This is a genomic window from Saccharopolyspora mangrovi (genome assembly GCF_035320975.1).
GTDB classification, from domain to species: domain Bacteria; phylum Actinomycetota; class Actinomycetes; order Mycobacteriales; family Pseudonocardiaceae; genus Saccharopolyspora; species Saccharopolyspora mangrovi.
The window spans coordinates 121,419-135,633 of sequence record NZ_JAWLNX010000016.1 but is presented as its reverse complement, the minus strand read 5'-3'; the positions used below and the strand labels follow the sequence as shown (position 1 = coordinate 135,633).

The window sequence follows — 14,215 nt, the reverse complement described above, 5'->3', positions numbered from 1 at the left end:
ACGGCCGGTGGAGGCGGTGGCGCGTCGAGGAACAGCGGCGTTCCCCCGTCCACGGCCGCACGCACTGGTGGTGCCGTGCCGGCGTTGTGTCGGGAGGCCGTTTCCGTCTTCGGCACCATCCCGTCCACCGTGGCTAGTGCGAACAGGCCCGCCAGCAATGCCGTGGCGGTGCGCGCCCGCGTGCGGTGTTCGGCGCGGTCGGGCAGGAACCTCGTCTGCACGTCACTCACCTCTCATGGCGGTCGCGCGTCGCCGCCGGATCGTGTTGATCGCCCCGTCGGCCAGCACGAACAGCACGAGGCTGGCTCCCAAAACCGGCAGCACCCATGTCAGTGCGACCACTGCGAGCACGGCGAGGGCCAGCGCCGGCGGCGAGAGTTGCCTCCACACCGGTGGCGGCAGTGAGGCCCACCGTCCGCGATACGGGTTGTGCACCCACCACATCCGGTAGCCGAGTGCCACCAGGACGAACAGTCCGGCGGCCAGCACCGCGAGCACGATCTGGTTGGCCAGGCCGAACAGCGTTCCGGTGTGGAACTCGACGGCGACCGCCGAGAACTTGGCGCCGAACGAGTAGTTCTCCCAGCCGACCTTCTGGATCACCCGGCCGGTCACGGCGTCGAGCACGAGGCTGTCCCGTTGCAGCGGCAGCCCCGGGGAGCGCTCGACGACGGAGTAGGCGCCGTCGCTGACGTGCGGTGGTCGCACGATCAGCTCGCCGCGCAGCCCCTGGGCCACAGCGATCTCGACGGCCCGGTCCACTCCGATGTCCGCGGCAACGGCCCGAGCCCCCGTTCCGCTCGCTGCGCTCACCGCGGTCTGCGCTGGCTCCGTGCTCGCGGCCCGCGGTAGTCCCGGGATCTCGGGAAGAATTCCCGGCAGGAGGTCGGACAGGTCGGGCAACGGGAGTCCGGGAATCAGCGGAAGCGGCGGATCTGAGGGCGGAGGCGTCGGTTCCGGCGCTGGTTGCGGCGGCGGTACCGGGCTCGGCTCGGGTTCCGGCGCCGGCTCTGGCTTCTCGCCGGGCGGCGGCGTTCCGGGTTCGCTGGGCGGTGCGTGCGGCGCGCTCGGGCCGCCGTCGGGCGCGGTGGACTCCCCCATCCCGGGCGACGAGTTCCCGCCAGAGGGATCCGGTTCGATGGTCCTCGGCGGTACCGCGGCCGGTGACGCAGCGGGAACCTCCAGCGGCGGAGGCGGCGGGACCGGGAGCGCACCGGGGAGCGGCAGCGCGGGAGGTGAACCGATCGCGGGCGGCGCCGCGACGCTCGGTGCTCCCATCGATGCCGGATCGGTGCGCTGGTCGGCGCGCCCACCCGCGTATTCCGACATCGCGAGCCCGGACACCGACAGCGCGAGCACACCGAGGGCGAGCCAGACGCCGAGCGGGCCGTGCCACGCCCGCAGTCGCCACCACGGTTCCCGCAGCCCCCGCGCACCGACCGGGAGTAGAAGTTCCCGCCAGCTCGGCCGTTTGCGCCTGCGCGGTTGCGCGAGCCACACGACCAGCCCGCCGATCGTGATCACCGGAAGCCAGCTCGCGGCGAGTTCCGCGTAGACCCGGCCCGGTTCGCCGAGCCGCAGGTTGCTGTGCAGTTCCCGCAGCCACACGTTCGCGGGCAGCCGGTGCCCGACGGTCGTGAGCTCGCCGTTGATGAAGTTCGTGTAGGGGTCCACGAACACCGTCCGCCCCTCCTCCGGCCCTGTCAAACCCGGGACCGACAGCACCACGCGTGTCGTACGGCCAGGCTCCGGTGGGGTGACCACCTCGCGGACAGTCCCCTCCGGGTGCGCGGTGAGCGCGGCCTGGACCTGCTCGGACACCGGTCGCGGAGTGCTGATCGGGGCGTTCGCGTACAGCTGCCGGTGGTAGAGGTTGTCGTGGATTTGCGGGCTGAAGACGTAGATCAGCCCCGTCACGCACAGCACCAGCACGAACGGCGCGACCACGATTCCCGCCAGGAAGTGCACTCGGCGGGCCAGTAGGCGCAGCTCGGTCATCGGGCCGGGGGTCGGGCGGCGCTTCGCCGAGGTGGGAGGGCGATCGGTTTCCGCCATGGACACGGCAAGGCTCCTTCCAGGAGGCCGGGGCCCGTCGAGTGGGCGCCCGGCCTGGTCGGTCTCAGTGCACGTCGAGCGGCTGGGCGACCGTCTGCGCGCCGCCGTCGGGGGTGCGCACGTTGAGCACGACCGCCCACTTGCCCGGTTCGGGCAGCGATGCCGCGCCGACCGAGTGCCCGGGGCCGGTGGCGGAGCGCAGCTCGAGCGGCGCGGGGGCAGCCCTCTCCCTGGCGAGCAGGCCGGTGACGCGAACCTCGTCGGTCGGGTGACCGACCTCGTCGAGGACGGTGATGTGGGTGTCGAGCCGGATTCGGCCGTTCTCCTCGGCGGGAATCAGCGCCAGGTCGATCGAGCCCTGGCCACCGGGTTTGCCGGTGTCGTAGGCGAGCCGGAACGGCCCGGACTGCTGCCGGATCGATGCGGGCGTGGGGCTGTCGGTCCGGGCGTGGGCGGTGTCCGGTGCTTGCGCGAGCACGAGTGCCGAGGTCGCGCCGACGAGAACTGCAGCGACGCCGATCCCGACGCCGGCCGCGGTACGCAGCGTCCGGAGTTCGGCCCGCCGCTGGTCCACGGATTCGACGGCGAGAACGCGATGCCGTCGCATCCGGATGCGGAGCACGGCGCTGAGGACCACCAGCAGCACCGCGAGCGCCACCAAGCCGATCGCGAGCCAGGCCGGTTCGCCATCCCGCACTGCCTGCCACACGTGATATCCGCCGGTGCACGCGAGCAGTGCGGAACAGGCCGCCAGCACCGGGATCAGCCGCGGCACTACGGGTTCCGGTTCCCGGTGGCCACTTCGCGCCGCGAGTCCGATCAGCAGCACGCTCGTGATTCCGACGGCCGCCGCGGTGAGCGTCGCGGTGTCGACGACGGCCTCGAGCGGCGTCGGGCTGCCGATCGGGCGAGTGCGGGCTAGCGGCCACGTCGCAGCCAGCGCCGCACCCCCACCGAGCGCGGCGACTCCGCGCATCAACCGTGCGCGCCGCGTCTCCGCGGGAGAGGCTTCCAGCAACCACACCAGTCCGGCCAGCACCGGTACCAGCAGCGCCAGCCTGCTCAGCATCCCGCGCCCAGTCGGCGATTCCACAGCGGCCCAGAAAAGGGCGGGGTCGAAGGCATCGCCGAGCGGAACCCACGCCGCGTACGGACCAAAAGTCGCCAGCGTGCCGATCGTTGCCAGTGCTGTGCCGATGCCGGACCAGATCAGCACCCTGCGCACCGGCCTCGACCTCGCGGTGGCGGGCTGGAGGGCGGCGACGAACACCGCCGCGCCGATCAGCAACGCCATGGCTCCCAGCGCGGCGACGCGTGCCGTGACGTGCGCACCGGTCACCCACGGATCGTGTTCCGCCGCAATCTCGGGAACGCCGACCGGCGTGGACGGGACCACGACGTCGAAGGTGAACACGCCCGCGACCTGTTCGAGCCGGTCGGACGGCAACGCCCACGCGACCGTGTAAGTCCCGCCGTAGCGCACTGGCGGCATCGCGACCGCCACCGTGTCGTCCTGTCCGGCCGGGTTGTAGGGGCGGGTGAACACGACCTGGTCACCGGGCGGGCTGATGATGCGAATCGTCGCCAGTCCGGCTGGCACCGGCCTGTCGAACCTCAGCAGCACCTCGTCCGGTGATTTCACGTTCTCCGCGTTGCCCGGCGAGGTCGAGCGCAGCACCGGATTCCCCTGCTGCGCGGGCATCGTGGCCAGCAACGCCCCCCAGCACACCGCGACGAACAGCACGACGGCGAGGACGCGCCGGAACATCGGTGGGCGCGGGATGTCTCGTCGAGCAGGTCGTTGTCGGGTCAGCATCGCTGTCATCGCGAGGTCACCTCCGAAACGGCGGCGCGGTCGGCACGGCCGTCGTGGTCGAGTACTGGTGCGGGTTCGTCGTCGAACACGGCGAAGAAGCCGTCGGGATCACCGCTCTCGCGCCGCCTGGCCCGCAGCGCCAGGGACCCGATCGCTGCGAGCACGGCCACCGCCAGGGCGGCCCCGAGTCCGAGGGCCTCCCAGCGCGACGACGGGCTGTCGGTCTGCGGGACTGCGGGTTCTCCGAGCAGAAGGCGTTCGGTGGTCGAAGGTGCGGTTGCGACCGCCCGCGGGTCCGGAGCCGGCGATGCCTGCGCCGGAGGCGGAACTGCGGAGGCCACTGCTTCGGCGGATTTGGTGGTGGAAGGGGGCATCGGCCCAGCAGCGAGTTCCGGGGCGGCCGGTGACTGCGGTCCCGGCGATTCCGGTGTCGGATCGCCGATCGTGATCGTCGGGGCACCGGTGGTCGCTCCGGTCCAACGCAGGACCCGTCCATCGGAGAACGTCTGCGTCGCGGTGAACACCAGGGAGGTGTTCTCCGGCAGCGGAGCCATCGTGAGCGGAAAGTCCTGGTAGCCGTCGGGTCGGACCCGCCCGCCGCTGTAGGTGATGATGTCGGTGACGACCGAGGTTTCCCGGTCATCGACGCGCACTGGCCGGTCCGCTCGGCGGTCCCGGCGGGTCACGGTCCAGCCCGGGACAGGGGTCGCGTCGACCAGCAGTGCCGGGTGGCGCGGGAAGTGCAGCTCGAACCGGGTGGTGACGGCGTTGGCGTCCTCGTTGACCACGCGGACCGCGACGCTGCGGGTGCCGCCTTCTGCGATGGTGTCGGGCACCAGCGACACGCTGGCCGATGCCGGCGTCGGCGCGAGCACGACATCGACGGTGACCACCCCTGCCACCACCAGGTACAGGGCGGTTTTCGGACAGCATGGCATGACTCTCTCCCGGAAAGCGTTGGAAGGAGGGCATTCACAGCGAGACGTCGCCGGAGGGGAAGCGTTGTGGACCGCCCGGGGCCGGGCCGGAACCCGGCCCCGGGGGGTCACTCGGCCCGGATCACTTGCCGGTGCCGATCGGGTCGCGCTGCTGCGGGGTCAGCATCTCGGCCCACTTGCCCGCGTTCTGCTGGGCCCAACCGTTGTAGACCAGCGGAATCGCGAGGACACCCTGCCCGCCCATGCCGGACGCGCCGGTGATGGTGCCGTCGACCTTGGTGTCCGCGGTGGCGTCGAGCGTCTTGGTGCCCACAACGGCCGCATCCGCGATGTTGCCGTCCATGTTCGGATCGACGTCGATGATCTGCATGACGTTGGCGAACTTGTTGGACACGTAGGCGTAGTAGCCGCCACCCTTCTTGGCACCGAAGTTGATGCCGTGGCAGCCCGCCGAACACGGCAGGTCCTTGACGACCTTGTCCGTCTTCGGGTCCACCACCGAGACCGTCTGCGAGAGCACGTTCGCCGCCACGAGGGCCTTGTCGTCCGGGCTCACCGGCAACTGGATCGACAGACCGCCGAAGGGCTTGCCCTCAGCCGGTCCGGCGATCGGGCTGTAGTTCTCCCACAGGTCGATCGTCTTGCTGTGCACCAGCTTCCCGTTGTCGGCGCACGCGTTCTCCTTCAGGGAGACGCACGTGATCGACTGACCGGTGAAGTCCGCCGTGTACGCCTTGCTCGCGTCGGACGTCATGCTGGTCGCGATCGGGAACTGCCCGGTCTTCTCCGTCTTGACCGCCCCGGAGTCGAGGTCGATGATCGAGGCGTTGTCGGTCATGACGTTGGGCGTGATCGCAGTCTTGCCGTCGTAGGACAACCAGTGTGCGTGCGGGTGGCGGATCTCCCCGGACGGGCTGACGTTGATGCGCTTGGTGACAGCGCCACCGCCCGGCGCGACCTCGACGATCTCGTTGCCCGCGTTGAGACCGACGATCAGCTGGTCAGTACCCGGCTTGGTCATGATGTGCGCCGGGTTGTGGCCGACCTGGGTGTTGACGATGTGCTTGCCGGTCTCCCGGTCGAAGGCGTTGATCTCATCGTCGAACCACTCGGACTGGTAGAGGAACTTGTAGTCCTTGTCGGTCCACATGTTGTGCGGATTGTTCATGTTGATGCCGGGAGCACCGATCTTGCGCTCGATGTTCCAGTTCTCGGCGTTGATCCGCGTGGCGGAGCCGACCTTGTCCTTCTCCCCGAACTCCTCCATCTCGGTGTCGAGCCAGACCTCGCCGACACCGGGAACCGGCGGAGCCTTATCACCCGGGTTGAGCGTCTTGGGGTACTTGAACTTCGAGTCGAAGTACGCGTCCAAGATCGGGATCAGGATCGGGTTGCCCGCCTCGTCGTACTGCAAGATCGGGGCGGGAGCCTGGGTCGGATTCCAACTGACCGGGTTCTTCGGGTCGAACTTCTGCCAGTTGTTCGGGTTGGTGATGTTGAAGAACGCGTTCACCAACCTGTTGACGATGTCGGAGTGCGACGGCACGTTGAGCTCGCGCGAGTTGATCTGCGACCGCTTGCCGAAGTCCAGTCCGATCGTCAACGGGTCGTCCACCACGACCGCACCCAGCATGTACGGCGACACCATGTCGGCGAACGCGTACAGGCCCGGCTCGGTCAGCTGGATCTGCTTCTCGCCGAAGAACGCTCCCTTGGCATCCATGAACGGGAACCCCTGCGCACCCTCGGGGGCGATCAGGCCCATGGGGTTGCGCAGGCCCTCCGACTCCTTCGGGTCCACCACGAACTTCACGGTCACGGGCGGGCCCTTGACAGCGAACTTCTGCAACTCGTTGAGCGCGCCCTGCAGGTCCACACCGACCGGCAACTGGTTCAGGTTGATCGGCGCGTCGACCGGCATCCCGGCCACCTGCTGAGTGAAGGTGCCCAGCAGCCGCTCGGCCTTCAGGGCAGTCGGCAGGGCCTGCGGGTTCGAGACCCCGATCTCCTTGACCGTCTTCAGGGTGCTGTCCAGGTTGAGCATCTGGGCCAAGTTCTGACCCGTCTGCCCCAATGCCGGGACCGGCTGGCCAGCGCCCTTCACGAGGCCGGTCAACCCCTCGGCCTGATCCATGTTGGTCAGCGATGTGGCTTTCTGCGGCGAGACCAATCCGGTGAGTCCCGGCAGGCTCGGCAGCGCACCATCAGGCGCACTCGGGATGATCGAACCGTCGGCCGCCGACGTGCCCACCCGAGGCAGCTCGGCGACGGCCAGCGACTGACCGCCGAAGAGGTTCAAGCCGGAGTCGAACCACTTCCCGTTGTCATCTTTGATGTGGAAGGTCACCGGCAGCGGACCTGCGCCGACCGGCTGCTGAGCAGCCGCCGGCACCGCGGCCATCGTTCCGGCGCTGGCGGTGGCGACCACCACCGCCGCGGCCGCTTTCAGGCGGCCGCGCCATTTTCGGGCTCCCGGAGGAGATTCTGCGGACATGTGATCCCTCTCTGATCCGTGCGATGCGAAGATCGCCGGTTCGGCGGTGTCGGGACGAAGCTCGTTCGGTCCCGAGCACTCCGGCGGTCCGACACTTCTTCCGGAGGAACGACCGCACCTCACCGAATCCTCGGTTCGGAAAACCCGGGCAGCCCTGCGCCACACGGGTATCGTCAATTCGTTTTCGGATCGGCGGGTCATGCTCGACGTCAATCGAACGAAAAGAAGTTAAGCACGCCGCCGATCCCAGCGAAACGATCAACCGGTAAATCGAATGTAAAACGATCCTCGCCGGACAATCGGAATTGAGGTAGCCAGAAGAGAAGACAATGCATCACGCGACACTTTAAAGAAATTGAACCCAGCTTCAGAGAAATAGTTCCCGCCGCACCCCGGTCGGCCCGCCCCTAGCGCAGGATCTTCACATCCCTGCTGGTCACAGTCGCACACACGGCCGCTCAAGGGGACGCCGAGACCGCGCCACCATGGTCACGCCCTTCCGCAGAACCCTGGTCAGGCGCATTCGCGACTCCTGAGCAAATGACACGACAAGAGCGAGATAGCGCGGCCAAAAAGGCATGATTCGAGGCCGCCTGAACCCCAATTCAGACGCCTCGTAAATTGCTATTCCCTAGTCTCGTCCACCCCAGTAGCGCATCCCGTTGCCAGCCGCGAAGGCCAACAGCACCGACACGGCGAAAACAGCCACAACGGCCCCTCGTCCGCGACCGAGCTCGTACGACTCGCAGTCAGCTCGGTGCGCGCGGCCGACATCTCCGGCTCTCCGGATCCGGGCTCCAGATCCCCGACGACGCGACGTCCCTCCGCCCACGGCCACTCCTGCGGCGCGCGTTGCTCAGCACGTGGCACGGCGCCGGCCTCCACCTGATCGGCAACAGCCGGGGGTTCCGGGGACTGCGAGGGCGGCGCAGCGGGAGGCGGAGGCGGTTCCGCCGGTTGGGGCGGCATGGGCGCGGGGCCGAGCGGGAGACGTGGCAGGTCAGGGATTTCCACGTGCGTCACGATTCCGCACACCGGGCTCAACGTCGCGTGCACCACCGGGGCCAACCCGCCCAAGACCGCTCGCACGGCGGGGGTCTCTGCCAGACGCGCGATCGCGGCGTCCGCGATGCGCCCCCCGGACAGGTGCCCCTCGCCGATCCGCCCCACCGAGATCGGTGGCGCGGCGCTCCACTCCGCCCGGAACGCCTCGGCCACCCCGGGCAGGCCGACGACACCCTGCACCGCCGTCGCGACCGGCTCAACCAACGCCTGCGGAAGCACCATGACCTCGGCACCAGCGGCACCCTCGACGACCGCCGCGCAGGTCGGGACGACGACAGCGGGTTCAGCTGCCTCGGCCGCGGGCGCGGCGGAGAAGGCCACGAGCACGAGCGCGGCGGACGTCAGGCCACGGCGGAGTCTCATGCCTTCTCCTCCCCCCATTCAAGGCGCTTTCTTCGCCTGTTCTCAGCAAATCCACATCCACCGGTGCGAGCCTGGGAGCTCAGCGCGGACCGAGCAATGGTGGCACGTCCGCCTAGCGGTGCCCAGATCGCGGTGACAGCGATGATCGACGCGTGTTTCGCGCTCGTTTCGTTCCCCCGGATCCTGCCCCTGAACAGGCCTTCACCCGACGAATCATCTCTTGTGGACGGGATTCCGGATAAACAGCGCCGAATGCGTCGTCCGGCAAATAGTTCACAACCCCGGCCCGCCCCACACCGCTGACTCCGGCTCGCCTGGTGGAACCTATTTCCCGCGCGCCAGGACCGGAGGAGCCGAGGCAGTGGTGGCAAAACCCGTCGTGAAAACAATCTGTCTCGCTCCACGGCGCGGTTTCTCGCCCAATCGCAACGTCATGCGCGATCGGTCGTCACATCGTCCGGCTATGAACCAGCGCTTCGGCACTCCGCGCGGGCCACATCGCCGCACGCCGCGGATCGGTCCTCGTCGCCCCTGCTGAACGCTGGAGTGCGACGCGGGAAGTGTATCTTCGACGTTTCGCACCCGTCATCGTCGCATGAATTCGTGCTGGCAATGTGATTTTCCGGCAGGTGAACCGTCTGCCCGATCGACATTTCCAGATCCGAACGCCACGCAGAATTGTGACAGCCGAATCGATCATGCACATCGGACTGGCAGGCACGACAACGACGCCTTTTGTCGAAACGATCATCCATTCGCCCACCCCGAAGCGGGGAACGATTTTCGCCGCCCGTTCATCGCGCCCCCGCTTTCACGCCAGAACTACCTCGCGCGTCACCACTGGCCGGTGGGCCCGCTGACCTGCGGAAACACCTTGCCCGCACGTGTTTCGGCCATGTGAACACGAAGCGCAAAGGAAGGGCACGAGACGCCGAACGGTGCTGGTCAGGACGTTGTCTCCGTGTCACGATGACCTGGCCGGCCATTCCGACACCACTTATTCGCGCGGCGTCAGCGACGCCGATGCGCGCCAACGGTGGCGGCATTCGAATCCGGGAAACCGCGTGTCATTCCGCATCACCCACTGATCGTGCGCGGAACGCGGTTGCTCACTGAGGAGGCATTGATGACGACGGGCGCCCTGTCCAGAACCGAGGTGGAGCTCAAGGTCCAGCTCGACCGCAAAGACGTCCTCGCCGCCGGTGTCGTGCGGCTGACCTTGCGCCATCCCGATGGCGGCCCGGTGCCGGAATGGGAACCCGGCGCCCACATCGAGTTCGTGCTGCGCGACGACCTGGTGCGCCAGTACTCGCTGTGCGGTGACCCCGCCGACCGCTCGACGCTGCAAGTCGCGGTGCTGCGCGAACCGGACGGCCGAGGCGGGTCCGATTACGTCCACCGCGAACTCGCCGAGGGCGACCTGCTGCGGATTCGCGGTCCCCGCAACCACTTCCCGCTGATGAGGGCCAAGAAGTACCTGTTCCTGGCCGGCGGCATCGGTATCACACCGATCCTGCCGATGATCGACGCCGTCGACCGGGCGGGGGCCGACTGGCGACTAGCCTACGGCGGAAGGTCCCGCGACACGATGGCATTCGCTGACGAGCTGGTCGCCCGCTACGGGTCGAGGGTCAGCCTGAGCCCGCAGGACGAGACCGGCCGTCTCGACCTCGACGCCCTGCTCCGGAGGGCGTGCCGCCGAACCGCGATCTACTGCTGCGGTCCGGAGTCTCTGCTCACGGACGTGGAGAACCGCTTCTCGTCACGCAACCGCGGCGCGCTGCACCTCGAACGGTTCACCGCCAAGAAGGTCGATGCGCAGACCAGTGGTTTCGAGGTCGAGCTCGCGCGTTCGCGACTCACGCTCAACGTGCCGGAAGACCGCTCGATCCTCGAGGTCGCGGAAGACGCTGGCGTGCCAGTGATGTCGTCATGCCAAGAGGGCATCTGTGGCACCTGCGAAACTCCCGTGCTCGACGGCGTCCCGGACCACCGCGACTCCCTGCTCACCGAAGCCGAGCGCGCCGCGAACCAGACGATGATGATCTGCGTGTCGCGCACGTGCGGGAAACGGCTCGTCCTCGACCTGTAGCCCGATCACGTTCTGAGCCCCCACGCCATCCACCTGGCGCGGGGGCTCAGAGCGTTTCTAGGGATCTTCACAGCTCGCCCACAGGAAACCGGCCGATGACTCAGTACCGTGGAATGGGCCTGGAGTGCGGACCGGGCTTTCACGGGATCCGGTGGACACCCCTGCGGACAGCGTGTCCACCGGATTCTGTTAACCGCCTCGCCACATCGGCGAACGAATTCCCTAGGACGTCGTTTCCGCAGATCGGGCACCGTACCGCCACCTCTGCCGCACCGCTGACCGCCCGGAGTCTCCGAACACCCGATGATGGCAAATGGGTGCCACCCGACTCTGCCCGCCCCGCCGGCACCACTGGCCCCAGGCCTCGTGTTTTCCGTGGCAACGCGCGCAGTTCGGGATGCTGACGCGGAAACACCTTTCTCCGATTCAGGTGACTGCGCATCACACCGATCATCCACCGCGTTTGACGCGGAACTGACGGACAGTTAACACCGTAGCCGTTCATTCGAAAGCAACCGATCGGGTAATTTCACTGGTGTCGGGTTTTCGCCAGAGCGCAGCGACCGCGTAGCGGTGCGCGACCCGCAGCCGACCCTAGTCATCGTCCACAGTGCTCACACAAGAACACCAGGAACGACGTCATCTCGCCAGGTCCATCGTCGGCGAGTTCCCGAACGACGAGTAGCTGGGATGTATCGAATGACCAACGCTGAAGGCTTGATGATGACGACACGGGACGCACGCAAACTCTCCCCCGAGGCCCTGGAAGAGATCCGTCGTCGCGCCGTCGCCGCGGTCGAGTCGGGGGCATCGCAATCCGACGTCGCGCGCCTGCTCGGCGTGTCCCGCAAGACCGTCGGCGCGTGGGTGCGCGCCTTTCGGCGCAGCGGCGAGGACTCGTTCAGAGCGAGGACACGGGGACGACGTCCAGGCGAGCAGCTCGCGCTGTCGACGCAGCAGCAGGAGTGGACGATCCGCACCATCACCCAGGGCACGCCGAATTCGCATGGTCTCCGAGCTGAACTGTGGAGCAGGCAGGCGGTTTCTGACCTGGTCAACCGGGAGTTCCAAGTGCTGCTCAGTCCCGCGACCGTCGGTCAGTACCTCGCGCGCTGGGGCCTGATCGACGAAGCGCTCCTCAAGGACACGATGCGCACACGCATCGCCACGGTCTTGCCCCAGTGGCAAGCGACGACCACCGAACCGCAGTGGTGGATCCCAGAAGCCAAGGTCGCGTGGATCGTCTGGAGCAGGCCGCACACACCCGCACCCGGCCACAGCGCGCATAAACGCAATCTCATGAACGGATTCCGCAATCACTTCGGCGACGTCAACGTCCTGCAGGCCATCTCGCACCGGGGCGTCGTACTGTTCCACGCACAACTCGGGCCGTTCGACGCACATCAGGCTGACCGGTTCCTGATCCGGCTGCGGTATCAGCTCAACGGCCCGCTCAACGCGATCGTCTGCCGCTGGCCAGCCGAACATAACACGACCCTGAAGGAGTGGTCGCCACCGCACGAACACCGAATCGCCCTGCACCTGAGCACGGGCTGAAGACACCTCGCCGAGGCCGTGGTGAAAAGGACACACAGTGACTCACGCATTCGACGATGTGCTGCTCGAGAAGGGGATGAGACGCGACGAGCTCCGCGTATTCGACACGCGGCGATACGTCGACGTCGCCTCCCGGGCCCCATGTCAGACCGGGTCGTGCAGCGGGTCGCCGCGTATCTCGAGACGTGTCAGCTCCGCAGCGCCGACAAAGAGGGATGGCTCGCCGAGGCGGAGGTGATCCGCGCCTCGCCAAGCAGACCGCGCCCACGGGCTCCCAAGACTCCACAACGCTGGGCCACCCACCGCGACGAACAGCCGCTCTCCCAACACCCCGAGCCCGAACCCACAACACACCACGACACGCCGCCCACGACACGCCGCTAACCCCGCCGGCAGACGCCCCGCGCGCGGTCGCCCAATTGATCATCGTTGACCGAGTTCGGCACGCGAATCCTCAGGACGCTGAGCGTTCCTGAAGACGACGCCCGGCTTCTCGCCGACAGCCTCGTCGTCGCCGAACTGTGGGGCCATTCCTCGCACGGAATGCTCCGCCTGCCGTGGTACGCAGCACGCCTCCGCAGTGGAGCGATGCGCTCGTCCGGTGAACCGCAGATCGTCACCGACACCGGTTCATTGGTCGTCCTCGACGGCCAGGACGGCATCGGCCAGGTCATCACCGACCGAGCGGCGAGACTGGGCATCGACCGGGCGAAGGCACACGGGATCGCCGGCGTCGCGATTCGCAACTCGAACCACTTCGGCACCGCCGCCTACTTCACCCGCAAGGTCGCCGACGCAGGGTGCCTGGCCCTGCTGGCCACCAACGCCAGCCCGGCGATGGCGCCGTGGGGCGGCCGGGAGAAGTCCGTCGGCACCAACCCATGGTCGATCACCGCACCCGCAGGTTCCTACGGCACGGCCGTCATGGACATCGCCAACACCGCCGTCGCCCGCGGCAAGATCTACCTCGCTGAGGAACGCGGCGAACCGATCCCCGAAGGCTGGGCCGCCGATGCCAACGGTGTGCCCACCACGGATCCGCGCGAGGCCGTGGACGGCCTGATCCTGCCTCTGGCGGGACACAAGGGTTACGCCATCTCGTTCATGTTCGACGTCCTGGCCGGTGTGCTCACGGGCAGTTCCTTCGGCGCCGGAGTCGCCGGCCCCTACGACCCCGAACGCCGGTCAGGGTGCGGGCACTTCCTCATGGTCGTCGACATCGCCGCCGTGCAACCGGTGGACGAGTTCACCTCCCGGATCGAATCCCTCGTCGCCGAGACCAAGCCCGTTCCCACCGCACCCGGCGTGGCGGAGATCTTCGTGCCGGGCGAGATCGAACAGCGCAACCTCGCCCGCAACTCCACCGCCGGCATCACCCTTGCGCCCAAGACGTGGCAGGACCTCAGCGAACTGGCTTCCTCCACCGGCGTCCCGATGCCCGAGCCCAGCGAAGCCACCGCCACAGCCTAAGCACTTCGACCTCAACGACACCCGAGAGAACAAGGAGTCACCCATGCTCGCCCTCGTCGTCTCCCTGCGGGTCAAGCCCGGCCACCGCGAGGCGTTCCTGGAAGCGATCACCAAGAACGCCCACTCCACGTTCAACGACGAACCCGGCTGCCACTACTTCGACGTCAACGTCGACACCACCGATGATCACCACTTCGTCTTCTACGAGCTCTACACCGATCAAGCCGCGGTGGAGGCACACCGGGCCGCTCCGCACTTCGCCAAATGGCGCAAGGCGGTTGCCGAGCACGTGGTGCCCGGCAGCCAGCACAACACCCTCGCCGAAACGTTGCGCCACCACGCGTGAAACCGATCCCACCTCGTTG

At 67.8% G+C, this 14,215-nt stretch carries 9 protein-coding genes; 4 read left to right on the top strand and 5 right to left on the bottom strand.

Annotated elements, in window-relative coordinates:
• Positions 1-222: 222 nt before the first annotated feature.
• From R4I43_RS22115 to R4I43_RS22095, 5 genes are all read right to left on the bottom strand, one after another.
• On the bottom strand, positions 223-2,055 hold the full coding sequence (locus tag R4I43_RS22115; RefSeq protein WP_324267631.1) for a PepSY-associated TM helix domain-containing protein: 1,833 nt from the start codon (positions 2,053-2,055) through the stop codon (positions 223-225).
• 64 nt (positions 2,056-2,119) lie between these two features.
• Positions 2,120-3,880 carry a copper resistance protein CopC gene (locus R4I43_RS22110; RefSeq protein ID WP_324267591.1) on the bottom strand — a complete coding sequence of 587 codons (1,761 nt, stop codon included), beginning with the start codon at positions 3,878-3,880 and terminating at the stop codon, positions 2,120-2,122.
• A complete protein-coding gene (locus R4I43_RS22105) occupies positions 3,877-4,809 on the bottom strand; it encodes a DUF1775 domain-containing protein (RefSeq protein WP_324267590.1) in 933 nt (310 codons plus the stop codon). Before R4I43_RS22105 ends, R4I43_RS22110 begins: the two co-directional genes overlap by 4 nt.
• 121 nt (positions 4,810-4,930) lie before the next feature.
• Positions 4,931-7,303 (bottom strand): YncE family protein, encoded by a 2,373-nt coding sequence (locus tag R4I43_RS22100; protein WP_324267589.1) that lies wholly within the window; start codon positions 7,301-7,303, stop codon positions 4,931-4,933.
• A 624-nt stretch (positions 7,304-7,927) separates the two neighbouring features.
• On the bottom strand, positions 7,928-8,731 hold the full coding sequence (locus R4I43_RS22095; protein WP_324267588.1) for a hypothetical protein: 804 nt from the start codon (positions 8,729-8,731) through the stop codon (positions 7,928-7,930).
• A 1,126-nt stretch (positions 8,732-9,857) separates the two neighbouring features.
• Between R4I43_RS22095 and R4I43_RS22090 the strand changes: the two genes are divergently transcribed.
• From R4I43_RS22090 to R4I43_RS22075, 4 genes are all read left to right on the top strand, one after another.
• The gene (locus R4I43_RS22090) at positions 9,858-10,823 is read left to right on the top strand and encodes a PDR/VanB family oxidoreductase (RefSeq protein WP_324267587.1); all 966 of its coding nucleotides are present in this window, start codon (positions 9,858-9,860) and stop codon (positions 10,821-10,823) included.
• 699 nt (positions 10,824-11,522) lie between these two features.
• Positions 11,523-12,380 carry a helix-turn-helix domain-containing protein gene (locus R4I43_RS22085; RefSeq protein ID WP_324267586.1) on the top strand — a complete coding sequence of 286 codons (858 nt, stop codon included), beginning with the start codon at positions 11,523-11,525 and terminating at the stop codon, positions 12,378-12,380.
• A gap of 429 nt (positions 12,381-12,809) precedes the next feature.
• Positions 12,810-13,850, top strand: coding sequence for an Ldh family oxidoreductase (locus tag R4I43_RS22080; protein ID WP_324267585.1), 1,041 nt, complete (start codon positions 12,810-12,812; stop codon positions 13,848-13,850).
• 43 nt (positions 13,851-13,893) lie between these two features.
• Positions 13,894-14,196: a putative quinol monooxygenase gene (locus R4I43_RS22075; protein WP_324267584.1), complete on the top strand. Its 303-nt coding sequence runs from the start codon at positions 13,894-13,896 to the stop codon at positions 14,194-14,196.
• Positions 14,197-14,215: the final 19 nt, after the last annotated feature.

Excerpts from the sequence above, each read along its gene's own strand:
- R4I43_RS22115 (WP_324267631.1), bottom strand. The coding sequence starts at position 2,055 with ATGGCGGAAACCGATCGCCCTCCCACCTCGGCGAAGCGCCGCCCGACC.
- R4I43_RS22110 (WP_324267591.1), bottom strand. The coding sequence starts at position 3,880 with ATGACAGCGATGCTGACCCGACAACGACCTGCTCGACGAGACATCCCG.
- R4I43_RS22105 (WP_324267590.1), bottom strand. The coding sequence starts at position 4,809 with ATGCCATGCTGTCCGAAAACCGCCCTGTACCTGGTGGTGGCAGGGGTG.
- R4I43_RS22100 (WP_324267589.1), bottom strand. The coding sequence starts at position 7,303 with ATGTCCGCAGAATCTCCTCCGGGAGCCCGAAAATGGCGCGGCCGCCTG.
- R4I43_RS22095 (WP_324267588.1), bottom strand. The coding sequence starts at position 8,731 with ATGAGACTCCGCCGTGGCCTGACGTCCGCCGCGCTCGTGCTCGTGGCC.
- R4I43_RS22090 (WP_324267587.1), top strand. The coding sequence starts at position 9,858 with ATGACGACGGGCGCCCTGTCCAGAACCGAGGTGGAGCTCAAGGTCCAG.
- R4I43_RS22085 (WP_324267586.1), top strand. The coding sequence starts at position 11,523 with ATGACCAACGCTGAAGGCTTGATGATGACGACACGGGACGCACGCAAA.
- R4I43_RS22075 (WP_324267584.1), top strand. The coding sequence starts at position 13,894 with ATGCTCGCCCTCGTCGTCTCCCTGCGGGTCAAGCCCGGCCACCGCGAG.